The 26539-nt window shown below is 64.1% G+C and carries 26 protein-coding genes; 8 read left to right on the top strand and 18 right to left on the bottom strand.

Annotated features, from left to right (window positions below):
* Window positions 1-17: 17 nt before the first annotated feature.
* Together infC and C7450_RS25030 are read right to left on the bottom strand one after the other, a co-directional pair.
* Window positions 18-548 carry a translation initiation factor IF-3 gene (gene infC / locus C7450_RS25035; protein ID WP_110377181.1) on the bottom strand — a complete coding sequence of 177 codons (531 nt, stop codon included), beginning with the start codon at window positions 546-548 and terminating at the stop codon, window positions 18-20.
* Between the two features lie 186 nt (window positions 549-734).
* Window positions 735-2009 carry a glycosyltransferase family 4 protein gene (locus tag C7450_RS25030; RefSeq protein WP_245450102.1) on the bottom strand — a complete coding sequence of 425 codons (1275 nt, stop codon included), beginning with the start codon at window positions 2007-2009 and terminating at the stop codon, window positions 735-737.
* Window positions 2010-2063: 54 nt separating this feature from the next.
* Between C7450_RS25030 and C7450_RS25025 the strand changes: the two genes are divergently transcribed.
* Window positions 2064-2837: an alpha/beta hydrolase gene (locus C7450_RS25025; RefSeq protein WP_110377179.1), complete on the top strand. Its 774-nt coding sequence runs from the start codon at window positions 2064-2066 to the stop codon at window positions 2835-2837.
* A gap of 108 nt (window positions 2838-2945) precedes the next feature.
* Here C7450_RS25025 and C7450_RS25020 read toward each other — a convergent pair whose 3' ends face one another.
* On the bottom strand, window positions 2946-3731 hold the full coding sequence (locus C7450_RS25020) for a HesA/MoeB/ThiF family protein (RefSeq protein ID WP_110377178.1): 786 nt from the start codon (window positions 3729-3731) through the stop codon (window positions 2946-2948).
* A gap of 469 nt (window positions 3732-4200) precedes the next feature.
* Here C7450_RS25020 and cdd point away from each other — a divergent pair, with 469 nt between their 5' ends.
* Window positions 4201-4626, top strand: a complete 426-nt coding sequence (gene cdd, locus C7450_RS25015; protein WP_245450101.1) for a cytidine deaminase — start codon at window positions 4201-4203, stop codon at window positions 4624-4626.
* A 13-nt stretch (window positions 4627-4639) separates the two neighbouring features.
* Window positions 4640-5467: a purine-nucleoside phosphorylase gene (locus C7450_RS25010; protein WP_245450100.1), complete on the top strand. Its 828-nt coding sequence runs from the start codon at window positions 4640-4642 to the stop codon at window positions 5465-5467.
* 229 nt (window positions 5468-5696) lie between these two features.
* On the opposite strand, the gene C7450_RS25005 is transcribed toward C7450_RS25010, so the two are convergent.
* The 3 genes from C7450_RS25005 to C7450_RS24995 all read right to left on the bottom strand — a co-directional run bounded on the left by C7450_RS25005 (window position 5697) and on the right by C7450_RS24995 (window position 8532).
* On the bottom strand, window positions 5697-6581 hold the full coding sequence (locus C7450_RS25005) for a C40 family peptidase (RefSeq protein ID WP_110377175.1): 885 nt from the start codon (window positions 6579-6581) through the stop codon (window positions 5697-5699).
* A gap of 62 nt (window positions 6582-6643) precedes the next feature.
* Window positions 6644-6994: a MarR family winged helix-turn-helix transcriptional regulator gene (locus C7450_RS25000; protein ID WP_110377174.1), complete on the bottom strand. Its 351-nt coding sequence runs from the start codon at window positions 6992-6994 to the stop codon at window positions 6644-6646.
* Between the two features lie 149 nt (window positions 6995-7143).
* Window positions 7144-8532, bottom strand: coding sequence for a leucyl aminopeptidase family protein (locus C7450_RS24995; RefSeq protein WP_110377173.1), 1389 nt, complete (start codon window positions 8530-8532; stop codon window positions 7144-7146).
* Between the two features lie 231 nt (window positions 8533-8763).
* On the opposite strand from C7450_RS24995, the gene C7450_RS24990 reads away from it, so the two are divergent.
* On the top strand, window positions 8764-9801 hold the full coding sequence (locus tag C7450_RS24990; RefSeq protein WP_245450099.1) for a tetratricopeptide repeat protein: 1038 nt from the start codon (window positions 8764-8766) through the stop codon (window positions 9799-9801).
* A gap of 54 nt (window positions 9802-9855) precedes the next feature.
* On the opposite strand, the gene C7450_RS24985 is transcribed toward C7450_RS24990, so the two are convergent.
* The 9 genes from C7450_RS24985 to C7450_RS24945 all read right to left on the bottom strand — a co-directional run bounded on the left by C7450_RS24985 (window position 9856) and on the right by C7450_RS24945 (window position 18992).
* Window positions 9856-10833 (bottom strand): type II secretion system F family protein, encoded by a 978-nt coding sequence (locus tag C7450_RS24985; RefSeq protein WP_110377172.1) that lies wholly within the window; start codon window positions 10831-10833, stop codon window positions 9856-9858.
* A gap of 44 nt (window positions 10834-10877) precedes the next feature.
* Window positions 10878-11858 carry a type II secretion system F family protein gene (locus C7450_RS24980; protein WP_410369458.1) on the bottom strand — a complete coding sequence of 327 codons (981 nt, stop codon included), beginning with the start codon at window positions 11856-11858 and terminating at the stop codon, window positions 10878-10880.
* 30 nt (window positions 11859-11888) lie between these two features.
* Window positions 11889-13328 (bottom strand): TadA family conjugal transfer-associated ATPase, encoded by a 1440-nt coding sequence (locus C7450_RS24975; RefSeq protein WP_110377170.1) that lies wholly within the window; start codon window positions 13326-13328, stop codon window positions 11889-11891.
* Window positions 13329-13490: 162 nt separating this feature from the next.
* Window positions 13491-14777, bottom strand: a complete 1287-nt coding sequence (locus tag C7450_RS24970) for a CpaE/TadZ family protein (protein ID WP_245450098.1) — start codon at window positions 14775-14777, stop codon at window positions 13491-13493.
* Window positions 14774-15478, bottom strand: a complete 705-nt coding sequence (locus C7450_RS24965; protein WP_170147422.1) for a CpaD family pilus assembly protein — start codon at window positions 15476-15478, stop codon at window positions 14774-14776. The genes C7450_RS24970 and C7450_RS24965 overlap by 4 nt, the downstream gene beginning before the upstream one ends.
* A 43-nt stretch (window positions 15479-15521) precedes the next feature.
* Entirely contained in the window at window positions 15522-17006 is a 1485-nt protein-coding gene (locus C7450_RS24960) for a type II and III secretion system protein family protein (RefSeq protein ID WP_110377168.1), read from the bottom strand.
* A 4-nt stretch (window positions 17007-17010) separates the two neighbouring features.
* The gene (gene cpaB / locus C7450_RS24955; RefSeq protein WP_110377167.1) at window positions 17011-17790 is read right to left on the bottom strand and encodes a Flp pilus assembly protein CpaB; all 780 of its coding nucleotides are present in this window, start codon (window positions 17788-17790) and stop codon (window positions 17011-17013) included.
* Window positions 17791-18103: 313 nt separating this feature from the next.
* Window positions 18104-18613 carry an A24 family peptidase gene (locus C7450_RS24950; protein WP_110377166.1) on the bottom strand — a complete coding sequence of 170 codons (510 nt, stop codon included), beginning with the start codon at window positions 18611-18613 and terminating at the stop codon, window positions 18104-18106.
* 187 nt (window positions 18614-18800) lie between these two features.
* Window positions 18801-18992 carry a Flp family type IVb pilin gene (locus tag C7450_RS24945; RefSeq protein ID WP_110377165.1) on the bottom strand — a complete coding sequence of 64 codons (192 nt, stop codon included), beginning with the start codon at window positions 18990-18992 and terminating at the stop codon, window positions 18801-18803.
* 500 nt (window positions 18993-19492) lie between these two features.
* Between C7450_RS24945 and C7450_RS24940 the strand changes: the two genes are divergently transcribed.
* The 4 genes from C7450_RS24940 to C7450_RS24925 all read left to right on the top strand — a co-directional run bounded on the left by C7450_RS24940 (window position 19493) and on the right by C7450_RS24925 (window position 21940).
* Window positions 19493-19957, top strand: coding sequence for a pilus assembly protein N-terminal domain-containing protein (locus tag C7450_RS24940; RefSeq protein WP_170147421.1), 465 nt, complete (start codon window positions 19493-19495; stop codon window positions 19955-19957).
* Window positions 19958-19976: 19 nt separating this feature from the next.
* Entirely contained in the window at window positions 19977-20537 is a 561-nt protein-coding gene (locus C7450_RS24935) for a TadE/TadG family type IV pilus assembly protein (RefSeq protein ID WP_170147420.1), read from the top strand.
* Between the two features lie 71 nt (window positions 20538-20608).
* Window positions 20609-21163: a hypothetical protein gene (locus C7450_RS24930; RefSeq protein ID WP_110377162.1), complete on the top strand. Its 555-nt coding sequence runs from the start codon at window positions 20609-20611 to the stop codon at window positions 21161-21163.
* Window positions 21164-21313: 150 nt separating this feature from the next.
* Window positions 21314-21940, top strand: a complete 627-nt coding sequence (locus C7450_RS24925) for an HAD family hydrolase (RefSeq protein WP_110377161.1) — start codon at window positions 21314-21316, stop codon at window positions 21938-21940.
* Here C7450_RS24925 and C7450_RS24920 read toward each other — a convergent pair.
* The 3 genes from C7450_RS24920 to C7450_RS24910 form a co-directional block, all read right to left on the bottom strand.
* On the bottom strand, window positions 21937-22764 hold the full coding sequence (locus tag C7450_RS24920; protein ID WP_110377160.1) for a class I SAM-dependent methyltransferase: 828 nt from the start codon (window positions 22762-22764) through the stop codon (window positions 21937-21939). The genes C7450_RS24925 and C7450_RS24920 overlap by 4 nt on opposite strands.
* A 104-nt stretch (window positions 22765-22868) precedes the next feature.
* Window positions 22869-24368, bottom strand: coding sequence for a phosphomannomutase/phosphoglucomutase (locus C7450_RS24915; protein ID WP_110377225.1), 1500 nt, complete (start codon window positions 24366-24368; stop codon window positions 22869-22871).
* 515 nt (window positions 24369-24883) lie between these two features.
* Window positions 24884-26533 (bottom strand): ABC transporter ATP-binding protein, encoded by a 1650-nt coding sequence (locus tag C7450_RS24910; protein WP_110377159.1) that lies wholly within the window; start codon window positions 26531-26533, stop codon window positions 24884-24886.
* Window positions 26534-26539: the final 6 nt, after the last annotated feature.

Genomic DNA, 26539 nt, shown 5'->3' with positions numbered 1-26539 from the left:
CCGGGTCGCACCATCTGTCAGCGCGGCGCCAGGATCATGACCATCTGGCGGCCTTCGAGCAGCGGTTCGCTCTCGACCTTGGCGATATCAGACATCTCGTCCTTCACCTTCACGAGGAGCTTGTAGCCGAGATCCTGGTGAGCCATTTCGCGGCCGCGGAACCTGAGCGTGACCTTGACCTTGTCGCCTTCCTCGAAGAAGCGCTTCACCGCTTTCATCTTGACCTCGTAGTCGTGGTCATCGATGCCGGGACGGAGCTTGATCTCCTTCACCTCGACGGTCTTCTGCTTCTTGCGCGCCTCGGCGGCCTTCTTCTGCTCAAGGAACTTGAAGCGGCCGTGGTCGAGGATCTTGCAGACTGGCGGTACGGAGTTCGGTGCGATCTCGACGAGATCGAGGCCGGCTTCCTCGGCAGCACGCAGTGCGTCGAAGAGCGCCATAACTCCACGGTTCTGACCCGTTTCGTCGATCAGCTGAACTTCGCGGACACCTCTAATGTCTCGGTTAGCGCGGGGACCCTCCTTCTGTGGAGCCGCGATGGATCTCATAGGCCTACGAATGGGAGTGCTCTCCTGTTGCCGTCTGGTTGAGCCCTATTATCTGCATGTGCCGAGCCATCTCAAAAGCCCTGCGTCACATGGAGTTACCAGGACGGATGGTTCGTGGTTAGCAAAATACGCTGAGCTAACAACATTCACGTCAAGAGCCCAGAAAGTCAACAGATTCCGGGCCAGCTACCGTTTGTGGAGCGAGTCTGATGCAAAAGTATCAGTCGTTTCGAGCGGTTTGCGCTCGATAAGGGCCGAATAGATGTCCAAAGTCTCGTTCACCATGCTTTCAAGCGAGAAGTTTCTTTCCACATGGCGCCTTGCGCGCACGGCCATGCCTTGCAAGGCGGTGGCCCCCATATTGAGTGCTTCCCCGATGGCATTCGCGAGGGTGTCGGCATTGCCGGGCGGCACATGCCAGCCGGTGCGTTCAGAGGCCGGCACCTGGGGCGGACTGAGCACGGTTTCGGGGACCGCGCCGAGATCGGCGACGACGACGCAGGTGCCCATGGCCTGGGCTTCCACGGCGACACGGCCGAAAGCCTCCGGCTCCGTCGAGGGCACGGTGACAACCGAGGCGGCGAGAAAGGCCGCCGGCATGTCGACGCAATGGCCGACGCGGCGGACCACGCCCTTGAGGCCGAGCCTCTCGATCTGCTGGTCGAGCTCGCGCACGTAGCCGTCGCGCCCCTGATGGTCGCCGGCGAGAACGAAGGCGACATCCCGCAGGCCAAGGTCGACGAGCTTGCGCGCGGCGTCGATCAGCACGGTCTGGCCCTTCCACCCGGTCAGACGACCGGCCAGCAGAACGATCCGCTCGTGCGGCGGGATGCCCCATGCTTTGCGCAAGGCCTCGACGCGATCCGGCGGCACGGCGCTTGCGGAATACTGGGCCAGATCTGTTCCGCGGTAGACGACACGGATGCGGCCGTTGGCGATGGGATGGGCGGCGCGGATGAGATCCGCCGTGTAGATCGAATTGGCGATGACCACATCGCCGCGCGCCATCACGGAATTATACATCACCTTCACGGCGGAGCGCCCGGCATAGCTGCCGTGATAGGTTGTGACCAACGGGATCTTTAGCGTGCGGGCCGCGGCGAGCGCCACCCAGGCGGGCGCGCGCGACCGCGCGTGGAGGATCTCGACGCCATCGTTGAGGCAGATGCGGATGAGCCGACGCACGTTGAGCGCCATCGCCAGCGGGTTCTTGGTGCGGGCGGGGAAGGGGATCCAGACGCCGCCCTTGGCCTGCAACTCGCCCACCAGCCTGCCGCCCTCAGTCGCGACGAGCGCGCGTGCCCCAACGGCAGCTAGGCCGGCCGCGATATCAACGGTCGTTCGTTCCGCGCCGCCTGCTTCCAGCTCCGGCACGATCTGCAGGATGGCGCGGCCAGCCAGGGGATGGTTGGTCCCTGTCGGCAGGATCAGCGGCGCTCCCGCTCGTGTCGATTGGGTCACCAGTGTATGACGCCTCCTGATCGATTCGTGCATGATAGTGCAGGAGAAAGTCTTATGGGCAACACGCCGGATCTGCAATTCCTTGGCGTTGGCGACGGTGAACGCCGCCGCGACATCGCGGTGCTGTCACGTCCGGGTGCCGGTCCGGCCGTCGTCTGGCTTGGCGGGTTCCGCTCGGACATGCGCGCCACCAAGGCGACGGCGCTGGACGAATGGGCCGCCGAGGCGGGCCGGGCCTTCCTGCGTTTCGACTATTCCGGGCATGGCGAATCGACCGGGCGTTTCGAGGACGGCACGATTTCGCGCTGGCTGGAGGAAAGCATCGCCGTCATAACCACGCACACGGACGGCGCGCCTGTCCTGGTCGGCTCGTCCATGGGCGGCTGGCTTGCGCTGCTTGCCACGCTCCGCTTGCGCGCGGCGGGCTCGCCGCACGCGCCTTCGGGGCTCGTCCTGATCGCGCCGGCGGTGGATTTTACCGAGCGGCTGATGTGGCACGCCTTTCCCGAGGAGGCGCGGCGCGTGATCCTGACGGATGGGGTGTTCATGCGGCCATCGCAGTATGGCGAGCCCTATGCCATAACCCGTGGATTGATCGAGGATGGCCGCCGGCATCTGTTGCTCGACGGCGCCATCGAGCCGGGATGCCCGGTCCACATTCTGCAGGGCATGGAAGATCCGGATGTGCCGTGGCGGCATGTGCTCGGCTTCGTGGAACATCTGCCCGGCGAGGCCGTGACCCTGACCCTGATCAAGGACGGCGATCACCGCTTGTCCCGCCCGGAGGACATCGAACGTCTCGTCGCGGCCGTCGCGGCTATGGCGTGAGCAGCTGGAGCAAGTCCGTCTGTTGCGGACTTGGCTCCGCTCAAAAATTGACGAGCAAATTCACCGGCTTGGATGGTGCCAGACGATTCCATCCAAGCCGGATTTGCTCTAGGGGCTTGCGTCCACGCCGCTCAAGACGTTGTCCGGGTCCCAGCCGTAGCTCAGGGTCTCGAAGCGCATGGTCAGCGCGTCGATGAGCAGCAGGCGGCCGACGAGACCCTCACCAAACCCGACGATGGCGCGGATCACTTCAAGGGCCATCAGCGATCCGACGAGCCCCGGCAGGGCACCGATGATGCCGGCCTCCTCGCAGGTCGGCACCGTGCCCGGCGCGGGCGGTTCGGGAAACAGGCAGCGATAGGTCGGGTTGGGCCGCCCGTCCGGCCCGCGCTCATGGGCGCGTATGGTCGTGAGGGAGGCATCGAAGGTGCCGAGCGCGCCCATCACCAGCGGCCGCCCGACGCGGAAGGCCGTATCCGACACCAGATAGCGTGTCGCGAAATTGTCCGAGCCGTCGGCGATGACGTCATAGTCCGCCAGGAGCGCTTCCACATTGCCCGGGACAACCCGCAGGCGATGCGGCACGACCTGAACATGCGGATTGAGGCGGGCGATCGCATCGACGGCGCTGTCGACCTTGGGTCGGTCGATGTCGGGGGTGCCATGGATGACCTGGCGCTGCAGATTCGAGAGCGACACGATGTCGTCGTCGGCAATGCCGATCGTGCCGACGCCGGCCGCGGCCAGATATTGCAGGAGCGGCGAGCCGAGGCCTCCGGCACCGATGACCAGCACGCGGGCGGCCTTCAGCTTGGCCTGCCCCGGACCGCCGACGTCCCGCAGGATGATGTGGCGCGCATAGCGCTCAATCTCTTCGCCAGACAGACTCACCATTCACCTCGTCCCGGATCAGCCGCGGTTCCGCTATCGCCACGTCATAGTCTTATGGGACCCGCGGACCAAGCCCGCTCCGGCTGATCAGACATGCCGCCTTTATCTATCCCGTTGTACTATAAAAGGATTTTTCCGAAAACAGATTGCCACCCTTCGGCTTGATGCTCTAGGGTCTGATCTGGAGTTTCGCGTGCCAGGTCCAGATCTGCTGTATCCAGACCGGACGTCGGCGCCGGTGACATCCCTTGCGTTCGAGCGTCTTGCTGCAACCCATCTTGCTACAGCACATGGCGGGTGTCGCTGCCGGATGCAATGAGCGCCGCGATATGGGGTGGCAAGGTTGGGGGCGATTGCTAGAGCGAATCCGGCTTAGATGGAATCATTTGATTCCATCTAAGTCGATGAATTTGCTCGTTAATTTCTGAGCGGACCAAGTCCGTAAAAGACGGACTTGCTCTAGGGTGGCAAGGTGACGACTGTGGGCGGGACTGCCGGTAGCGATGTCGAGGCGCTGTTCGCGGCCGCAAGCGCGGCACGCGCCCATGCCTATGCGCCCTATTCGCAGTTTCGGGTGGGAGCGGCCGTCCTGACGGCAAGCGGTCGCGTGTTTGCCGGCGCGAATGTGGAGAATGCGTCCTATCCGGCTGGGCTCTGCGCCGAGGCCGTGGCGATCGGCGCGATGGTGGCCGCCGGCGAGAGACACATCACCGCGGTGATGGTGGTGGGTGAGGGGGATGAATTGACAATGCCCTGCGGTGTCTGCCGGCAGAGGCTCAGCGAATTCTCGGGGGCGGATACGCCCGTCCATGTGGGTGACAAGGGTGGCGTCAGGCAGAGCTTTCGCTTCGGCGATCTTCTGCCTTTTGCGTTCGGACCTTCCAATCTCGCCCGATAAGGGGACCCCGCCCGTGACGGACACATCTCAGCCACTCTTGTATCAGGCCCGCTCCGTGCTGGAAGAATGGGGCGTCATGGGCCCGTTCGACCATGCGCTCGTGCTCGGCACGGGCCTCGGCAACATCATCGAGGACGTCGAGGGCGCGATCCAGGTGCCCTACGCGGCCATCCCCGGTTTCCCGGACAACGGGCCGGCCGGGCAGCCCGGGCAGGTTGTCTCGGGCTATATGGAGGGCAAGCGCGTGCTGATCTACGGCGGGCGGGCCCATTATTATGAGACGGGCCATGCGCGCACCATGGCGCTGCCGCTGGCCCTGCTCGGCATTCTCGGCAAGCCGCCGGTCCTCCTGACGAATGCGGCCGGGTCGGTGAAATCGACCATCCGTGTCGGCAGCCTCTGTGTGATCACCGACCACATCAATTTTTCGGGCCTCAACCCGCTGATCGGCGACCGGGAGGAGGGTCGTTTCGTCGACATGTCGGATGCCTATGACAATCGCCTCCGCCGCCGGCTGAAACTTGCAGCCATCGCCGCCGGCATCACCCTGAACGAGGGCGTCTATATGTGGTTCTCGGGGCCGAGTTTCGAGACGCCGGCGGAGATCCGCATGGCGCGAACGCTCGGCGCCGAGCTCGTCGGCATGTCGACGGTGCCGGAGGTCATCCTGGCGCGGCGCTTCGGTCTTCGCGTCTCGGCGATCTCCGTGGTGACGAGCTATGCCAGCGGGTTCGAGGATGTGCCGCAACAGCATGGCGTGACCAAGGACATCACCATACCGGCGGCGGCCGGCCTGAGACGCATCATCCGCGGCTTCATCGCGCGGCCCGACGAGATTTAAGCATTCGCCTTCCGGCATCGACCGACGTGCTCATCGCGTGCGTCAGCCGCGCGTGTCATTCCGGGACGCGCGAAGCGCGGGCCCGGAATCCATGAACACGGTCGGTGGCCCGAAAAAACGCTCCGGTGTTCATGGTTCCCGGACAGCGGCTACGCCGCTTCAGGGATGACCATTGCGTTTCCATGCGCTCGAACGCGGCTTCCAGGACGACACACCGAGGCGCGGCGCTTCAAACGCCGGCTGTTTTCGGGAAGGCAAGGCGCTTGACGCTGGTGATCGGCCAGCCGCCCCTGGACAGGCTGCGCTCCACGACATCGATCAACGGCTCGATCACGACCATCATATGATGGGCATTGGCGTGCAGAAGGCGCTCCGCGTCGACCATGATGCCGACATGGCCCTTCCAGTAGACGAGATCACCGCGCGCGAGGCCGTGCCCCTGTTCGCCACCCGCGACGGGGGCCGCGGCCGGTGACTGTTCCTGCCGGTAGGTATCGCGGGGCCAGTTGACGCCGGCCGCCCGCAGGCTGACCTGGACGAGGCCGGAGCAATCGATTCCCAGCACGGTCTTGCCGCCCCAGAGATAGGGCACGCCGAGGAAACGCTCGGCGGTCGCCACGAAGTCGCGGTCGCGCCAGGCGCGCAGGGGCGCGATATGCCGGGCAAAGACAAAGCCACCATCCGCCAGGCGCGCGAAGGGGGCCGGCCCCGTCGCGGCCACGGCGATCTCCGCCGCATAGGGCAGCGCGCTGAGTGGCGGCAGCTTGATGCTGGGGCCGGGGAAGACGAAGGTGCGCGGAACGGTGACGGCGTGGTCTGGCGGCAGCGATGGGCGCCCCAGGGCCTCCGCGGGGAGATAGCCGACATAGCCGTCGCGCAGCAACTGGCCCCAGACCCAACCCTCGCGCTCCTCATAGACGGCGACGGGCTCGCCGGCGAGCGCTTCGGTATCGAGCGGCGCGTCCGGCACGGGCTCCCGCCGCAGCGGCGCCGTCGGGGCGGTGACACGCAGGAGTTGCGGCGTCACGAAGGCCTTGGCGTCGACTGTCCCACGCAGATGCGCGGCTGCGATATCCGGGCGGGCGGCAGTCAGACGGGGATCGAAGGCGTTCATCGGCGTGTCCTGCTCGTCGCGATTCCTTGGCGCCCTATCACGGCAATGTCATGTCAGCGCTGTCATGGCCTTAGTGTCAACGCCTTGGCCACGACGATATCGCCAAGGCGCTCGACGGCCAGCGCACCCTTGACCGTGCGCTGGACGATGACGTTGCGGCGGTCCTGGTCATCGCGGCGGCGGGAGACGAGATCGAGCTTGCCCATGCTGTCGAGCGCGCGGGTGATCACCGGCTTGGTGACGCCGAGCTTGCGCGCGAGGCCACGGACCGTATGGGGCGGGGTGTCGAGATAGATGGTCAGGAGAATCGCCATCTGTCTGAGCGACAGGTCGATATCCTCGTCACGCACGAGCTCCAGCGAGACATCATGCCACAATGTGAGGGCCTGCAAGGCACGGAGCTCAACGGACATCGGTCTGGGCCGGCAGTCGTTACGGACCCGTATTCATATCGACGGAAGCGGCTGGATCACAATCGCTTCCTCGTGGCGAGGTTAAGAGAATGTGGCCTGATGGACGCGCCGCGTTACCGGCCCGGCGCGTCCCGACCATGGAGGGCGGCTCACCGGCCGAAGCGTTCCTTCAGATAGGCATAGACGAGCCGCGCCGCCTGCACTTCGCCGCCTTCCGGCCGGCCGGGCTTGGCCGACGGCGTCCAGCCGAAAATGTCGAAATGCACATAGGCGCCGGCTTTGTCCACGAACCGCCGCAGGAAGAGGGCCGCGATCACCGAACCGGCGAAGGCGCTGCCCGCGATATGGTTCACGTCGGCGATCTTCGAGGATAGCATGGTGTCGTAAGGCGACCAGAACGGCATGCGCCAGACGGGATCGTTCACCGCGCGCGACAGGCTGGCGAGCCGTGCGGCCAAGGCGTCGTCATCCGTATAGAAGGGAGGCAGATCCGGACCCAGCGCCACACGTGCAGCACCCGTCAGGGTGGCATAGTCGACGATGAGGTCCGGCGCTTCCTCATCCGCGAGCGCCAGCGCATCACCCAGGATGAGCCTGCCCTCTGCGTCCGTGTTGCCGATCTCCACCGTGAGGCCCTTGCGGCTCTGCAGGATGTCACCGGGGCGGAAGGACGAGCCCGAGATGGCATTCTCCACTGCGGGGATCAGCACGCGCAGGCGGACGGGCAGCTTCGCGCCGATGACGAGGTCTGCGAGCGCCAGCGCCGCCGCTGCCCCGCCCATGTCCTTCTTCATCAGGGTCATGCCGGCCGGGGGCTTGATATCGAGCCCGCCGGTATCGAAGGCGACGCCCTTGCCGACCAGCGTCACCTTGGGGTGTGCCGGATCACCCCAGGTCAGATCGATGAGACGCGGCGCGACCGCCGAGGCCCGGCCGACAGCGTGGATCATCGGGAAATTGCCGGTGAGGAGATCGTCGCCCACCGTGACGGCGATGGTCGCGCCGTGGCGGCCGGCGACGCTCCGGGCGGCGGCTTCGATGCCGTCCGGCCCCAGATCATTCGCGGGCGTGTTGATGAGATCGCGGCCGAGCGCGACCGCCTCGGCGATACGGGTGACCTCTTCGCCATCGACGCCGGGCGGGAGAACGAGGCGAGCCTTCGGCGGCGCCTTCTTCGTGCGGTAGCGATCGAAGCGGTAGGCGCCCAGCAGGAAGCCGAGGACGGCATTGGCCGCCGCCGCCTCCGGCAACCGCTCGAGGCGGTAGGTGCCCTCGGGCAGGAGCGGCGGGAGCTTGCCCGGCAGGAAGGGATCCGCCTCCGCCTTCAGCGGCGCCCAGCCGAACAGCACGGCTGCGATGCCGCCAGCCGCGTCGGGGAGGACGAGATGGCTGCCCGTGTCGGCGGCAAAGCCCTGCGCCGTCGCGAAGGCCTTGGCCGGTGCCGGCAGGGTGGCGAGTACCTCGGCAAGCTCCTCGCTCGAGACGATGATCAGTGGAATGGAATCGGCGACAGACGAGGGAGCGATGGACGGATGCACGGACGATCCTCAAAACTGAATGACGCGCTCGCAGCAGCGATGACGGCGCTGTCTTTTGCGTAGCACGAATGTAACTGGTCTTCGAACATTGATCTGTTGCGATGCCCGGACAGCCTGGTTGGCCGGCGGCGGCTTTTGCTTGGCGGAGGTGGCCGGTAACCTGCCGTTAGGGTTAATCGGGTATGAATGAAGCTATACCCGGACAGGCCATCATCAGGTCGACGCGAGCGCATGAACCCTTTTCCTCCAGCCGTCGCGCTCGCGCGACCTCCCTTGCGCAGGCGGGTGACGCGGGGACCGATCGTCGGCCTGGCGGCGGCCTGCATGCTGTCGTTGGTGCTTGGCGGATGCATGCCGGATTTGTCGAAGGCCGACATCACCGGGTCGATTTCCCTGCTGAAGCGCAAGGCCGAGCCGACCGAGCCGACGGAGGCCGACTGGCGCGAGCTGGCCGACAAGGCGGGCAAGCGCTACGAGGCCAATCCCGAGGACCGGGTCGCGGCGCTGGCCTATGGGCGCTCGCTGCGCGAGATCGGTCAGCACCAGCAGGCCGTGGCCGTGTTGCGGCAGGCCGCCTTGCGCGCGCCCGAAGACAAGGCCCTTCTGTCCGCCTATGGCCGGGCGCTGACCGATGTCGGCAATCTGCGCGAGGCCGCGGATGTGCTCGCACGGGCCCATACACCCGACAAGCCGGACTGGCGGGTGCTCTCGGCCCAGGGAACGGTGGCGGACCAGATGGGCGACCACACCGGTGCGCGCCGCTACTACGAAGCGGCGCTGCGCCTCTCACCGGGGGAGCCATCGGTGCTCTCCAATCTCGGTCTGTCCTATGCGCTGTCGCGCAACCTGCCCGAGGCGGAAAAGGCGTTGCGCCAGGCGGCGGCCAGCCCGAAGGCCGACCAGCGCGTGCGCCAGAATCTGGCGCTCGTGCTGGGGCTGTCGGGGCAGACGACGGAGGCAGAGCGCCTTCTGAAGCAGGACATGCCGCCTGAAGCCGCGGCCCGGGGGCTCGCCTATCTCAAGCAGCTGACGGGCAAACCAGCCATCGCTGCCCGCCCCGCGCCGGGAACCGGTCCGCGCGCGCCGGGAACCGCTGCGGCGCAGGCCCGACGTTCCACCGCCATTGAGACGCAGGCGCACAGGTTGGCGCCCGCCGCCAAGGCGCCGATGCGACGTGTCTCTTCGGTTGCAGACGAGGTGGACGCGGTTGAGGAACAGGCCACGCAGGCCATGCCGCTTGGCCTGCCGCTCAGGCCTTCCGTTGAATGACGACGATGTCTTAAAATCATCGGTTTGGTCGCCGTTTGCCGCGGACTGGCGTGACTATTTCCATCGGAAAACCTGGATGAGCGCCGGCGTGATGATCACCATGAACAGCACGGGCAGAAAAAACAGGATCATCGGCACGGTCAGCTTCGGCGGCAGCGCGGCCGCCTTCTTCTCCGCCTCGTTCATGCGGGCGTCGCGGCTTTCCTGGGCCAGCACCCTGAGTGCCTGGCCCACGGGTGTTCCGTAGCGTTCGGCCTGAATGAGCGCGGTCGTCACATTCTTCACCGACTCGACGCCCGTGCGAATCCCAAGGTTCTCATAAGCCTGCCGCCGTTCAGCGAGATAGGAGAGCTCGGCCGTCGTCAGCATCAGCTCTTCGGCCAGCGCTATCGATTGCGCGCCGATCTCCTGGCTCACCCTGCGAAAGGCCTGTTCGACGGACATGCTGGATTCCACACAGATGAGCAGCAGATCAAGCGCGTCCGGCCAGGCGCGCTTGATCGATCGCTGCCGCTTCTGTATTCTGTTGGCGAGAAAGAGCTCCGGCAGCTTGATGCCGGCATAGGTCGCAGCGATCACGATGCCGAAGCGGACCATGCCGGGAAACTGGCCCACCTTGAGCCCGAACATATAGGTGATCGCCAGAAGGCAGAGGCTAATTGGTGAGACGAGGCGAAAGAACAGGAAGTTGATTTCTGCCGAATTGCCGCGATATCCCGCCATGCTCAATTTCATCTTCGCGGTCTCTGTCCCGAGCCATTGCGAAAGATTGAGCCGATCGACGATTTGCTTCATATAGGCCTTGGGCGCCGGGCGCAGACTGGCGCGCTGGGCTTGGCTGGCGTTGAGCCGCTCGCGCTCGCGCTGGCGGATGCGTTCCCGCTCCGATGCCACGGATTTCATGCGTTTGCCGAGGTTGTCCCCTGCGACGAGCGGCATCGCGAGCGTCAGCACCGTCACCCCAACGGAAAGCGCGATGAGGATGCTGAGCAGGAATTGCTTCTCCGTGATCATGACGATCAATGTTGACATGGCGCAACCCTCACGCTTCTCGCGACCGCAACAGGACAGACACCTCAGATGTCGAAGCTGATCATCTTCTTCATGACCAGAATGCCGATCGTCATCCAGAGGGCCGACGCGGCGAGCGCCAGCATCCCTGAGTTCGTGGTCCATAGGAAGGCGATATACCTGGGGCTCGTCAAATAGACGAGTGCAGTGACCACAAAGGGGAGCGCGCCGATGATGGCAGCAGACGCCTTTGCCTCCATGCTCATCGCTGTGATCTTGCCCTTCATCTTGCGCCGCTCGCGCAAGACACGGGACAGATTGCCCAAAGCTTCGGAAAGGCTCCCGCCCGATTGCTGCTGCACAGCGATGACAATGGCAAAGAAATTCGCCTCAGCGGCCGGGATGCGTTCGGGCAGGCGACCCACGGCGTCGGCCACGGGCATACCGAGAACCTGTGCCTCGACGATCGCGCGAAATTCACTGCGCACCGGCTCGGCTGCCTCGCTTCCGATGATCTTCAGACAATCTCCGACCGGCAGGCCGGCGCGAATGCCGCGCACGATAATGTCGAGCGCATTGGGCAACTCCGCGATGAAGCGGTTGATGCGGCGCTTGGTGAGATAGGACAGGATCCAGCGCGGGAGGCCAAATGTGCCGACGAAGAGCCCGCCGGCGGCGAACCACGGATTGCCGGAAGCGGCGCCGAGCAAGATGCCGACGACGATGCCGACAATCACACTTGCCATGAAGAAGCGTTTTCTGCTCCAGGGAAGTCCGGCGCGCGCGAGCCGTGTTTCCAGCGGAACCCTATGCTTGGCCTTCTGCCGAGCCTCGAGATCCTTCAGGCTTTGGGCGATCTGGTCACGTCGGTTGGCCGCGCCGTTCGCCCTTTCGATGGCACGTTGTGCCGGTGGCGCGACGAAGGTCTTCTGCCGCTCCGCAGCGCGTGCGCGCGACGAAATATACGGGAAGACGAGCGCATATGTTGTCGCGCCCGTGGCAACCGTCGAAAGGACAATGACAAATAGATCATCGATAGTCATGATATCATCTCGTTGCGTCGCTTCTCTTTGGTGTCACGACGAGCCGACGAGGCCGGCTTGCTGCTCGATCGTGTCGAGCGCGCGCGCCAGCCGATGTTCTTCGCCGAAATAGCGTGCGCGTTCCCAGAAACGTGGACGGCCTATTCCGGTTGACCGATGATGACCGATGATATTCCCGTTGGCATCTTCCCCCACCATTTCGAAGGTCATGAGATCCTGGGTGATGATGACGTCGCCCTCCATGCCGAGCACTTCCGTGATCTGGGTGATGCGGCGGGATCCGTCGCGCAGGCGTTGCGCCTGCACCACGACATCGACGGACGCGCATATCATCTCTCGAATGGTGCGCGACGGCAGCGAGAAGCCCCCCATGGTGATCATCGATTCCAGGCGCGAGAGGCCCTCCCGCGGCGTGTTGGCGTGGAGCGTGCCCATCGAGCCGTCATGGCCCGTGTTCATTGCCTGGAGCAGGTCGAAGGCCTCCGGGCCGCGCACCTCGCCAACGATGATGCGTTCGGGGCGCATGCGCAGGCAGTTGCGCACGAGATCACGCATCGTGACCTGGCCCTGCCCCTCGAGATTGGGGGGGCGTGTTTCCAGTCGCACCACATGCGGTTGCTGCAATTGCAGCTCGGCAGCGTCCTCGCAGGTAATGATGCGTTCGCGGTCCTCGATGAAGCGGGTCAGGCAGTTGAGCAACGTCGTCTTTCCAGATCCCGTGCCCCCGGAGATAATGACGTTGCAGCGTATACGTCCGATGATCTGCAGAAGTTCGGAGCCCTCCGGCGATATGGATCCATAGCGCACGAGATCATCAAGCGTCAGCTTGTCGCGGCGAAATTTTCGGATGGTCAGGACCGGTCCGTCGATCGACAGGGGCGGGCCGATGACATTGACGCGTGACCCGTCCGGCAGGCGGGCGTCACAGATGGGGGATGCCTCGTCGACACGCCGCCCGACCTGGCTGACGATGCGCTGGCATATGTTCATCAGTTGCTGGTTGTCACGAAACCGTACATTGGTCTGCTGAATACGGCCGGATACTTCAATATAAGTGCGATCCGCACCGTTGACCATGATATCGGCGATGTCGTCGCGCGCCAGCAGCGGCTCAAGCGGACCATAGCCAAGCACGTCGTTGCAGATGTCCTCGAGGAGCCCTTCCTGCTCGGCGATGGACATGACGACACTTTTCAGACCGATGATTTCCGTCACGATATCACGGATCTCGTCGCGCGCGCTCTCCACGTCGAGCTTGACCAGTTGTGTCAGATCGATTGCCTCGATGAGAGCGGCGAAGATCACGTTCTTTGTTTGATAGTATTCGTCGGAGTGGCGTGGCGCATCTTGCGAATGCGATGGGGTGGACGCCGTTGCGGTGGGGACAGCGTGCGGCGCGATGGCGCGCGGCTTGGTGATGGCGGGCTCGGGCTTGCGAGCCAAGGCGTCCTGGCCGGATCTCTTGCCAAACATTGCAACGACGCTCCCGTAGCGTGGCGCGCAGCGCTGATCTCTCGCGATCACACGATATGCTGCGTATGAGCTGATAATTGCGAAGTCTATTCTTTCTTTAGGGTCGGATCCATTGAGCGGGCAAAATCCGCAACAGCCGGACCTGGTCCGGCACGGCTGGACTTACCCCTGGCTTTTATCTCCCCGCAGGCTGGCCAGTCTGGCGAGCAGGGGCTGCAGAAAGCCGGCTTCTCGGTGGCCTTTCCGCGTGCGCCCCATGATGGTCGCTGCCAGCTCGTTCAGGGTGCATGTCGCGCGGCCGTTGGGCTGAACGTGGTGGAGCATGTGGCCGTTATTGGCGGCGTTGCCGAAGAGCTGCGCGTCGAAGGCGATCGTCGCAGCCGGGTCTAGGCCCACGGCCTTGGCGAAATCGGCAACACTGATTTCAGGGCGCTTCGGCAGACCGAGCTGATTGAGCACGAGGTGAGGCGGGCGGTCTGATGGCCTGGCGTGGCGCAGCACGTCGATCATGTTCTTCGCGTTGCGCAAATTGGCGAGGTCCGGAGCGGCTACGATCACGATGATGTCGGCGTCCACGAGGGCGTGGCGTGCCCAGGATGTCCACGTATGGGGCATGTCGAGCACGACGGCGGGATGGGTGGAACGGAGCGTCCCGAGCAGCTTGTCGACGACGGTTTGATCGAGATCCCACGGGCGATCGAGAAGCGCCGGGGCGGCCAGCAGGTTGAGATTGTCGGTGCATTTCACCATGAGGCGATCGACGAAATTGCCGTCGAGCCGGTCCGGCGCGGCGAGCGCGTCGGCGACACCCTGCGGCGGATCGAGGTTGAGGTCCAGGCTCGCCGTTCCGAAGGCGATGTCGAGGTCGACGATGACGGAGGCAAAGTGGAGCTCGCGCGCGATGGTCGCCGCGAGATTGTGCGCGATGGTCGAGGCGCCTGCGCCGCCCTTGGCACCGACGACCGCAATGGTCCGGCCGAAGGCATCCGTATCCGGCCGGTTGAATATGCCGGTGATCGTCCCGATGAGATCAAGCGGTTCGATCGGTGCGATCAGGTATTCGCTGACGCCGCGGCTGATCAATTCGCGATAGAGCAGGATGTCATTCACATGGCCGATCACGATGACCTTTGTTCCGGGATCGCACGCATGCGCCAGTCCGTCGAGGGCCTTCAGCGTCTCGGCGCGCCCCGCCTGGGTTTCGACAATGATCACATTGGGCGAAGGCGAGCTGCCGAGCGTCCCTTCCGCTGCCGTAATGCCGCCATGGTGCACGGCGACCTGCGCACGCATCATGTGCCGATCGCGCGCTGCGGCGAGAATGCACGCCGTCGTCTCCGGCGTTTCGCAAAAGGCGGCCACCGTGATGCGCGGCACAGGCGGCATCGCAGGCGGCAGCGGCTCGGCCGGGGGCTTAGGGATGGCGGAGCGCAGGACTGGTGTCGTCATTGGCCGAGATCCTCGACGCGCTGGGAAGACCGGTAAAGTGTCGAGGGATCCTTGCCCTGGCGCAGTTGCCCGATGCCGCGCAGCCGTTTCTGCGTGTCCGGCACGCCCTCCTGGCGCGGGCGCGCGAGGTCGAGCGGATCGGCGATCTGGGCTGCAAAATTGGTCTGATAGGCGCAGCCGAAATTCCAATAGGCTGCATTGGTCCAGCCGTCCGTCGAAGCGGCGTTTGCGAGGTCCGCGGGCCAGCGGCCACAGGGGCTCGCAACGGCCGCGCCAAGCCGCATGAAGCTGAGGCGTAACGTCGGCACGGCGTCGCTGTCGCCGGGATGATAGCGCGTTGTCGCGATTGCGGCGGCGCTGACCCCCGCTGCCGCGAGCGCCCCCCGCGTCGCCTGCAGCGTGGCTTGAACGGACTGTTCCTGCCCGATCTCCGCGGGAACGAAAAGGCGGATGCCGCTCTTGCCATGGAGCCGGTAGTTCGCCGCAAAGGCGCGGACATCGTCGGCCTGGCGCCTGTCGAGATGGCGCTGACCGGTGACAGCGATGTTCAGCAGTTCCGTCCTATCGGCGATGACGACGGGATGGCGCTCGCGGTAGTCGTAAGCAATTTCCGTGCTGTCCACGCGTCGGTTCGCGCCGCAGGCCGCGAGGGAAAGGGTAAGGGCGAGGCAAGGCGCGGCGCAAGCCGCGAGCCGGAGCATGCGCCTTTCGGGGAATGGGCTGGGGAGGCTGGGAACGAGGGCGCTAGTCATTGATGAAGCCGATGCGATTGGGAGCGCTGGCGTGGGCGGGCCTGCCGGTCTTCGGCCCATAGATGCGATTGACCCGTCCGAGGAACACGCCCTGCGGATCCATCGCGTCGGCGAAGCCATCGTCCGGTCGCGCGATTTCATGGGCGCTTACCGGCTTGGCGATATAGGGGCTCACGGCGATCATGAGCTCCGTTTCCTGCCGCTGGTAGTCGCGCGAGCGGAAAAGGACGCCGAGAATGGGCAGGTTGAGCAGCCCCGGCAGGCCGGTGATGGCCTGGCGCGAGTTCTGCTGAATGAGACCTGCCGTGACCATGGAGCCGCCCGAAGGGAGCTCCACGGTCGTTTCGGAGCGGCGCACCTTGAAACCCGGAACGCTGAACGAGGCATAGCGCGTGGAATTCTGCGTATCGATCTCCGACACTTCGGTCGCGACGCGCAGGCTCATGCGCCCCTCGCTCAGGACAACAGGCGTAAAGGTCAGCGCGACACCGAACTTCTTGAATTCGATGGACGGCGTGCAGGTCGATGTGCCAGTCCCCGAACAGCTGTAGCCGGAGGGAATAGGCACCTCGCCGCCTACGAGGAAGGCTGCCGTCTCGCCCGAGATGGCCGTCAAGGTGGGCTCGGCCAGTGTGCGTGCGACGCCGGCCTGCTCCAGCGCGCGCAGCGTCACGCTGTTCTTGGAGCCGAAGTTCGATACGACGGAGTTGTCCGGAACACCCTGTACGGGAAAGGCGTTGCTCGTGACCGCGTCGAGGGAGATCCGGCCGAGATTCCAGGTGCCGGTGGCATCCACCCCCAATTGCTTCAAGACATTGCGCTGGACTTCGGCAATGGTCACCTTGAGCATCACCTGATCTCTGGCGCGTATTGTCAGCGCGTTGATGACATTGCCCTTGCCGCCGCTCCCAGCCGCTCCTGTCGCGACGAAGGCACCTGCAACGTCGGCAATCTGCTGGGCTTCCACCGCCGAACTGGTGGAGCCGGTGAGCAGGATGGATTCGCCGACCGCGCGTGCTTCCACCGTTGCATGCGGCGCCACCGCTTTGATGGTCTGCCGCAGGACATTCATGTCGCGGCCAACGGTAATGTCGATGGAGGCAAGCTGCTGGCCGTTGGCATCCAGCGCGATGATCGAGGTCGCGCCGTCGCCGGCGCCGATGATGAAGAGCTTGCGCGCTGAACGCACGACGGCATTCGCGACTTTGGGGTCCGCGACGAAGACTTCCTTGGCGTCGCGCGACAGGTTGATGACCGTCGACCGCCCGATCGACAGGTCGATGCGCCGGATCTGCGCTGGCTCGAGGCTGAAGCCGGGCCTGAGGCCGTTGTCCGCCGAGGCCGGATTTGCAGGCAGCAGCAGGGCCGCGAGCATGGCGATGACCATGGGCCGTAATGTGCGTCGTCCCTCGTCAGTCCGCCGGCGGCGGACAGGGGGGGGCGCGGGCACGGGGATCGGGTCAAGCGCAATGGACATGTTCTCAGCGCCCCCCGATCTGGGACGCGACGCCGAAACGGACGACTGTCATGCCGTCGTTCGGATCGTCCTCGATAGCCGCAGCGTTGGCGTCCGTGAGCGAGCGCAGCACGAGCGAGAGTTGCCCGCTCTTCTGGGCGCGCGCCAGAATTTCGGCCTGGCGGGGATCAACCTCGAGCGTCGCATTCTCGCCGCTCACCACACGTTCCCCCGCCTTCTCCTGGACGGTCTGGCCGATGGCAAGCACGCGAATGTTCTGCAGGATGGTCTGGGCCAAGATCGTCTCGTTGCTGCCCTGTTGTTCGCCGCGGTAGGTGCGGATGACGTCGACGCGATCATTGGGCAGAATGAAGCCGCCCGCAGAACTGCTGCCGCGGCTGTCGATGGCCACCGCCACGGCCCGCTTGCCCGATGGAAGAATGGCGGACATGAAGCCGGAGCCGTTCGCCTTGATCAGATTCTCCCGGCGTATGAGATCGCCGCCGCCCATGCTGGTGCGCGCGATCGTGCCGGTGAATTCCGTCGTCGCATCCGGGGTGTCGCGCTTCGTGATCGCGTAGGAGGGGAGGCTCTCCGCCGGCCAGGCCTGCCAGCGAAGGCTGTTCGCCTTCAATGTTCCACCCATGCCAATATCGCTCGCAGCCACCAGGGCATCGACGGTCTGCAGGGCCGGCTGGGTCGGAGGCACGGGGGCTGGTGTTGTGGATGATCCATGCGCGAGATACGCGGCCGAAACGCCAGCCGCCACCGCTATGCCAAGAACGACGAAACGTGCTGATTTCATTGCCGCCACAATCCAACAATACGCCGAAGCATGATCCGGGGGGCAGCCGGTCTGCAAAGAGACCGCCGCAACAGGCCACCCGACAAAGCACATGCCGACCGACTGACCACGATAGGCCATGAACATCTGGCTGGAACGCGCCAGCGATGACCGCACGCAAAAGCTATTCTTCCTTTGTGCGCCGTAAACGTCAATTTATGGCTAATAGAATAAGAATATCGCCCGAACGAAATATCGCTTTTTGGCGGAAGTGGAGTTGCATATTGCGCAGAATGCCAGGGGAAATAAGTAAATCTATAAATATATACATTGTCTATAAGCCCATTGTGGCTTTCCAGAGCGCGCTATCGGGATAGACGATCAGGGCCGCTGCGGCGAGGGCGACCCCGTACGGAACACCGGCGCTGATCGCGTGGAGACGACGTGCCCAAGTCCATGTCTCAGCGAAGACAGGGAGCGGCAGGCGCCTCGCGGCGAGGAGTGTCAGGGTGAGGGCAGCGCCGATCAGCGATGTCAGGAGAGCAAAGTCCAGCAACGGCAGGGTCGGGCCGAACCAGAGTGCCGCTGCGGCCGCAAGTTTCGCGTCGCCTCCGCCGATCCAGCCGCAAGCGAAAAAGCCGAAGGTCACCGCGAGCACGAGCATGGCGGTCGTCGCGTGGAGGCCGATCGTCATGGCGGGCAGCCCCACGGTGGGAGCGAACAGGGCAAAGCTGATGACGAGAGCCATGGGGATGCGATTGGGTATCGTCATTGTCATGATATCGTTGACTGCCGCAAATATCACGAGAAGTGGAAATGCGATCAGGAGAAAAGCTATTGTCATAGCAAGCTCATTCGTTATACGAAATGATCGATTATTATATATTCGGCAATGGATATTCGATTTTATGTGGAGTAAACGCGAAAAGCGGTCGCGCCGCCGACAGGCAGTTCGCGACCGCTTTGCATGGTCTTGCCAACCCGCGAGGCGTTGTAGGCCGGATTGCGGGGTCTTGCCTTCGATTTGGCAATTAGCCGCCGGTTGCGTTGGCCGCTTCCGTCGACAGCCGCGTTCCGATGCCATTGAACAATGCGGTCAGCCCACCTTGAAGCTGCGTGAGGGCGCCAATGATGGCGACAGCCACGAGCGCCGCGATCAGGCCGTATTCAATGGCGGTTGCGCCGGTTTCGTCTTGAATGAAACGTGAAAACAACATCGTCATACCTACTGCTCCTTGCACCAGGTTCTCATCATCAAACGCCTCTCTTTGTTTGGCGCCATCGGAACCATGGCCAACCGTAGCACCTCAACCATTGCGCCTCAGTTAAATTCCGGGAAAAAGACATACAGAGTTTTCCGTTCTTATCGTATGGTCAAGAATGGATTTATAATAAAAAGTTATATAGAATCAGTAATTGTGAATTATTTATCAGAATAAGTTCTACTTCAAGATCTATATTTGTTGTTTTAATATTTCTGATTTTCGCCCATAGAGGCCTGCTTTATGGGGTTGATGGGCGGTATCGATCAAGTGGCCGCGCGATGATTAGGTGAACGTTCATTGTTCATAAAGTAGGTTTCCTGCTATCCGCATTTGCCCAAGGGGCGCGAGAGATGCACAAGCTTTGCCCGCCTGAGGCTCGCCACAGGACGCGGATCGACCTGCGGTCCGACATATCGATTGGGGATAGACTGCGAAGGTTCGCGTCTTCCATGCCCCTGATGCGTAGTGACAGGGCCATCGCGACGTGCCTCATCGCTTTGGGCGCCGCGATCATAGCGGGAGGCGATGACCTGTGTGCCGCGCCGATGGAGACGATCAGTGTCAGGACCAACCAGGCCAGGATCGTGCGCCTGCCCGAGAATGCGCAGACCGTGGTCGTGGGCAACCCGTCGGTCGCCGATGTCTCCCTGCAGAAGAACAACGTCCTTGTCGTCACGGGCAAGAGTTTCGGCATCACGAATGTCATTGCTCTTGATGCGCAAGGTGCCGTCGTTGGGGAATCGCAGTTGCGTGTCGAGGCATCGCGCGATGGAATTGTGATGGTGCAGCATGGCCGGCAGCGGCAGAGCTTTATCTGTGCGCCAAGCTGCGAGCCGACGCTGGCCATCGGTGACGACACGGAGGCGTTCCGAACATTGAAAGGCCAGATCGAGGATCGCAATGCCCTCGCTGCGGGGAAATAGTCGGGAGGACGCCTCCTGCTTGCCGGATTGTCGCGGCCGCCGCTGGGGGGCTGGCGCGTTCGCGCGCGACACGGGCGGCGTGACCGCCATCGAGCTTGCGATGGTCGCGCCGATTTTCCTCGCGCTTGCTTTCGCCATTATCCAGACAGCGCTGATCTTCTGGGCGCAGCAGGTCCTCGAGACCAATGTCGACGAAGGCGCGCGCCTCGTCTTGACCGGCCGCTCGCAGTCGGCCGGCATCAGCGACGCTGCGCGCCTGACAAGCCTGCGCGACAGCATCTGCGACGGCGGGCCGATCGTGATGGTGGGGGTCAGCGAATGCCAGGCGAACCTCCACCTCGACGTCCGCGTTCTGTCGAGTTTTAACCAGGCGGACCTGAACATGCCAATCCGCGATGGGGCCGTCGATGTCTCCGGCTTCGGCTACCAGCGCAGCAGCGCCAACCAGATCGTCCTCGTGCGTGCCGCGCTCGAACTGCCCGTGTTTGTCGCCTTCGGCAATCCGGCCCTCGCCAATCTCGCCAACGGCAATCGCCTGATCATGGCGACAGCTGCCTTCCGGACGGAGCCATTCGAGTGACTGGACCATGGCATTGCAAGCTGCGGCCGACTTGGCATAAGTGCGGTTCTTTCACCCGCTCAAGAGACGGCGTGGCGGCGATTGAATTCGCGCTTGTCATGCCGGTCATGGCGCTCATCTATATCGGTTTCGTCGTCATTACCAACGGCGTCGCCCTTAACCGCAAGGTCTCCATCGTGGCGCATACGCTCGCCGACCTGACGGCGCGCGTGCAGATACTCTCCGACAGCGAGCGTGATCTGGTCTTCAGTGCCGCGCGGGCGGTTCTCGCGCCCTATGCGACGGGGGGAGTGACCCTGGTGCTCTCCAGCATCTATATCGACAGCAATGGTGTCGCCAAGGTGGTCTGGAGCGATGCGAACCGCAGCGGGGCAGCCCTTGTGCCTGGGGACGTCTACACCTTTCCCGCCGGTGCGGCAGGCCTCGCCATACGGAACTCCTCATTGATCGTCGGAGACGTCACCTATCCCTATTTCGACGGCTGGGCTGCCGTGTTGCGCTCGCTCGGCTTTCCCATCACGGCCTTTCGCGATGGCGTGCTCACCATGCGCGAGACGCGCGCGATGGCGCCGCGCGTCGTCCCACGCATAGCGCGCATCATCAGCAACGGGACCGTTTATCAATAGCTTTGCGCAAACAGGTGGAATGTCGCCCCCGTTTCCGCTAGAGCGAGGCGGCAAACCTGCGCGCTGCGGGAATGCCATTCAAGCTGCGCAGGTCATAGCCGGCGCGGTCATTCGGCAACGAGGTCGCTGCAGGGATGGACGATTGTGACGATGCGGGCTGAACGATCCCGACCACGTGTCGTCGTCTTCGACGTCGGCGCGGTTCTTATCGAGTGGGACCCGCGGCATCTCTATCGCAAGATCTTCGCCGCCGACGAGGCACGCATGGAGCAATTCCTCGCCGAGGTCTGTACGCCTGCCTGGAATTTGGAGCAGGATCGCGGCCGTCCCTGGTCCGAGGCTGTCGCCGAGCGGACCGCGCTCTTCCCGGATTGGGGCGCGGAAATCGCTGCTTTCGATACGCGCTGGAGTGAGATGGTGCCGCATGCGATCGACGGGACCGTCGCCTTGCTCGGCGCCCTGCGGAGCACGGGTGTGCCGACCTACGCCATCACCAATTTCTCAGCGGACAAATTTGCGATCGCGCGGGAGCGCTTTCCGTTTCTTGCCGACTTCGATGGCATCGTGGTTTCCGGCGAGGTCCGGCTCGTCAAGCCGGACCCTGCAATCTTCTCGCTCTTCCTGGAGCAGAACGGGCTTACGGCGGCGGAATGCCTGTTCGTCGACGACAACCCGGACAATATCGCGACGGCGCAGGCGATGGGCTTTACCGCCCATCTGTTCAGGAAGCCGGAGCTCTTCGCCGATGCGCTCAAGGCTTCGGGGTTTTCCGTCTAAATCGCGCGCGCAATCAGCGCGACAGGAGCGATATGCCCCCTTTGCAGGGCGCCCAGCACATTCTCCATACGCTGCCCACCGGCCGGGCCCATCAGCAGGTGCAGGCCGAGCGGCGGCGCGCCGTCTTTAGCAACCTTCGCCCGCATGGCTTTTGCGAGATCGAGCGCCAGCGCGGAGCGATCATGCGCCGCGGTAATGACGAAGCCGGCGTCCTCAAGGGCATTGCGATAGGTATCGGGACGCTCGACATGGCTTGTTGCGCTCGTCTGCGCCCAGGGCATAGGGAACGGCAGCTCCACATCGTCCAGGCGCATGACGTCATAAACGCCAAATCGGCCGCCCGGCTTCAAGACCCGGCGGATCTCCGAAAAAAGCGTGGTCTTGTCGGGAATGTTCATTCCCACATGGATGAGCGTCGCGGCATCGAAGTGGCCGGACGGGAAGGGCAGCGCGAGTGCGCTCGCCTGGGTGAACGATACCTTGTCGCTGAGGCCGCATCGCTGCGTCAAGGCCGTCGCGACGGTGACGTAATCTTCGGTGAGGTCTATGCCGGATACGATGCAGCCGCAGGTTTCGGCGAAATAGCGAGCCGGCCCGCCAATCCCCGAACCGACATCGAGCACGTGCTCGCCCTTTGTCAGCCCAAGGTCGCTTGCAAGGGCGGCGGTTGCCGCATGCCAGCCGAGGTGGAATTCGTCAGCCCCGCGAAGGTCGGCGGATGACAGATTGTCGATATCCGCGCCGGTCGCCCGGAGCGCATCCAGAATGGAGGCTTCGAGGCCTTCGCGGCTGTAGTGGCTGGCAACCTCTCGTTCAGTATCCATGGCCAGTTCCCCTTGATGGCCGGAAAGCGGCGATGGGCGGCTTTCCGGCTTGGGTGCGGGGTTGGCTGACCATTCCGTCGGCCGTGCCTGTTCGGCCCGGTCCGTCAGAAGGTCTGGTTATAGGCGCCAACCTCCGGATTCTCGCGAAGCACGTCGTCGATCGCCTTGAACATCTCGCGCGTGCGCGCTTCCGACACCGGGCTCTCGATGACGACGACGAGTTCCGGCTTGTTGGAAGATGCGCGCACCAGGCCCCAGGTGCCGTCCTGCGAGACGACGCGCACCCCATTGACCGTGATAAGATCGCGGATCGGCTGGCCGGCGACGGTCTCGCCAGCGGCATGCATGGCTTCGAAGCGCTTCACGACGCGATTGGCCACCTCGTATTTCACCTCGTCGGCGCAGTGCGGGGCCATGGTCGGCGTGCCCCAGGTCTTCGGCACCTCGCGATAGAGGTCGGCCATCGACTTGCCGGGGTTGCGGTCGAGCATGTCGCAGACGGCAAGCGCCGTGACGAGGCCATCGTCATAGCCGCGGCCGACAGGAGCATTGAAGAAGAAGTGGCCGGATTTCTCGAAGCCGGCGAGCGCGTCGAGGTCACGCACCCGGCGCTTGATATAGCTGTGGCCGGTCTTCCAGTAGTCCGCCTTCACGCCGTTCTTGATGAGCACGGGGTCGGTCACGAAGAGCCCGGTGGATTTCACGTCGACCACGAAGGTGGAGCCGGGATGGAGCGTGGAGAGGTCGCGCGCCAGCATCACGCCGATCTTGTCCGCGAAGATTTCCTCACCCTCATTGTCGACCACGCCGCAGCGGTCGCCGTCGCCATCGAAGCCGAGCGCCACGTCCGCGCCGACTTCGCGCACCTTGTCCGCCATGGCATGAAGCATCTTCATGTCCTCGGGGTTGGGGTTGTAGCGCGGGAAGGAATGGTCGAGCTCGGTGTCGAGCGGCACGACTTCGCAGCCGATCGCCTCGAGGATCTGCGGCGCGAAGGCGCCAGCCGTACCGTTGCCGCAGGCGGCGATGACCTTGAGGCGGCGCTTGAGCTTCGGCCGGTTGGTCAGGTCGGCGATGTAACGGGCAGGGAAATTCTCGATGAACTCGTAGCCCCCGCCGTCCCGCGTTTTGAGATCTCCGGATAGGACGATCTCCTTCAGCCGGCCCATCTCCTCGGGACCGAAGGTCACGGGGCGCTGGGCGCCCATCTTCACGCCGGTCCAGCCATTGTCGTTGTGCGAGGCGGTGACCATGGCGACCGCCGGCACGTCGAGATCGAACTGGGCGAAATAGGCCATCGGCGACATGGCGAGGCCAATGTCCTTGACCTTGATGCCGGCCGCCATGAGGCCGGAGATGAGGGCATATTTGATGGAGGAGGAATAGCCGCGGAAGTCGTGCCCGGTGACGATTTCCGGCTTGGTGCCGAGCTCGTGCAGAAGCGTGCCGAGGCCGATGCCCAGCGCCTGCACCCCCATGAGGTTGATTTCCTTCTGGAACAACCAGCGCGCGTCGTATTCGCGGAAGCCCGTCGGCTTCACCAGCGGCAGCGACTCGTAGTCATAGGTATTGGGGGTGAGGGACGTCCGGGGCTTTGGAAACATGGGCACCACTTGTTGTGACAGCAAGAAACGTGAACGTTCATCGCAGACAGGACCATACGCGCGGATGCGTGTTTGGCAAAGGCATGATGAACGCGACGTTTAACATCGCGATGAAAGGGACGATTTCATGCCCGTCCGGGGGGCGGCGTCATGCGGGTCGGGTTCCCCATCCCTCTGGCCTGCGACCTTCGCCGGGAATGACACGGAGCGGCGGAGCTCGCCCTTGCTATTTCGATTTCCGCCCTGCTGGCCCTCGCGTGCGCCGCGCTGATCCCTCCCCTGAAGGGGGAGGGTGGCGCCGCAGGCGCCGGGTGGGGGCGACCTGATGCTGACCGGACCGGCAGAGAGCAACAATTGCACGGCCCGCGGAGCATGGCTCCCGGCCTGGTGACCCCACCCGGCCTCGCTGGGGCGAGGCCCCCTCCCCCCAATGGGGGAGGGATCAGCGCTGGCCGGGGCCGAGGCATGTGCCGGATTCGACCATCCGACCTTACACGGAACCCACGGGCGGCTTCCTACTCCCGCACCGCGCTGCCGTCTGCCGTGTCCAGCGAGAACGCAGCGGCGAACAGCGCCCTGGTGTAGTCTTCACGCGGGTTGGCGAAAAGGCTCTGCGCATCGCCCTGCTCGACGACGACGCCATCGCGCATGACGATGACCGACGAGGCGAGTGCCCGCACGACCTTCAGATCGTGACTGATGAAGAGATAGGCAAGCTTCTTCGCATCCTGCAAGGCGCGCAGGAGGTCGACAATCTGGGCCTGGACCGACATGTCCAGCGCCGAAGTCGGTTCATCGAGCACGATGAAGCGCGGCTCGAGCGCCATGGCGCGGGCGATCGCGATGCGCTGGCGCTGCCCGCCGGAGAATTCATGCGGATAGCGATCCATCGTCGCGGGATCGAGCCCGACGTCGATGAGCGCGCGGGCGACGACCTCGCGGCGATCCTCATAGCTGAGCCCGCGCTTCTGCGCGAGGAGGCCTTCCTCGACGATCTCGGCGACGGACATGCGCGGCGAGAGCGACCCATAAGGGTCCTGGAATACCACCTGCATGTCGCGGCGCAGCGGTTTCACCGCGCGCGAGGACAGGCCGTCGATGCGGTTGCCAAGAAAAACGATGGGGCCTTCGGACCGGATGAGCCGGAGCAAAGCGAGGCCGAGCGTCGTCTTGCCCGAGCCGGATTCGCCGACCACGCCGACGGTCTCTCCCTCGCGCACGGTTAGCGAAATGCCGTCGACGGCCTTCACATAACCCGTGGTCCGCCGCAGGAAGCCCTGCTTGATGGGGAACCAGACCTTCACCGGCCCGGCTTCCACGACGATGGGCGCTGCGGGATCGGCGCGGTGCGGCTCCCCCTTGGGTTCCGCTGCGAGAAGCTTCTGCGTATAGGGGTGTTGCGGCCGCGTGAAGATCTCCTCGACCAGCCCGGCCTCGACGATCCGCCCACCGGTCATCACGCAGACGCGGTCGGCGATCTTGCGGACAATGCCAAGGTCGTGGGTGATGAACAGCATCGCCATGCCAAGACGACTTTTCAGGTCCGCCAGAAGCTTGAGGATCTGCGCCTGCACCGTCACGTCGAGCGCGGTGGTCGGCTCGTCCGCGATGAAGAGATCGGGCTCATTGGCGAGCGCCATGGCGATCATCACGCGTTGGCGCTGCCCGCCCGAGAGCTGGTGGGGATAGGCATCGAGCCGGCTTTCCGCATCGCGGATGCCGACGAGTTCGAGCAATTCGAGAATGCGCCTGTGCGCGGCCGTGCCGCTCAATCCCTTGTGCAGCCGCAAAATCTCGCCGATCTGGCGCTCAATGGTGTGGAGCGGATTGAGCGAAGTCATCGGCTCCTGGAACACCATGGTGATGTCGTTGCCGCGTACCTGCCGCAATTCATCCTCGTTGAGCGCCATGAGGTCGCGGCCCTTGAAGAGGATGCGGCCGGATGGATGGCGCGCTGCGGGATAGGCGAGGAGCCTCAGGATCGACAAGGCGGTGACGGACTTGCCCGAGCCCGACTCACCGACGAGCGCGACCGTCTCGCCCGGTGCGATCGTGAAGGAGACGTGATCGACGGCCAGCGTCTCCTTGCCGTCCTGCCGGAAGGCGACCGACAGATCCTCGACGGAGAGCAGGGGGCCTTGCGCGGATGTGGCGTTGGCGGTCATCCGGGC

It is taken from the genome of Chelatococcus asaccharovorans (genome assembly GCF_003201475.1).
GTDB lineage: Bacteria > Pseudomonadota > Alphaproteobacteria > Rhizobiales > Beijerinckiaceae > Chelatococcus > Chelatococcus asaccharovorans.
The sequence above is the reverse complement of the archived record's forward strand: the minus strand, read 5'-3'. Positions and strand labels throughout refer to the sequence as shown.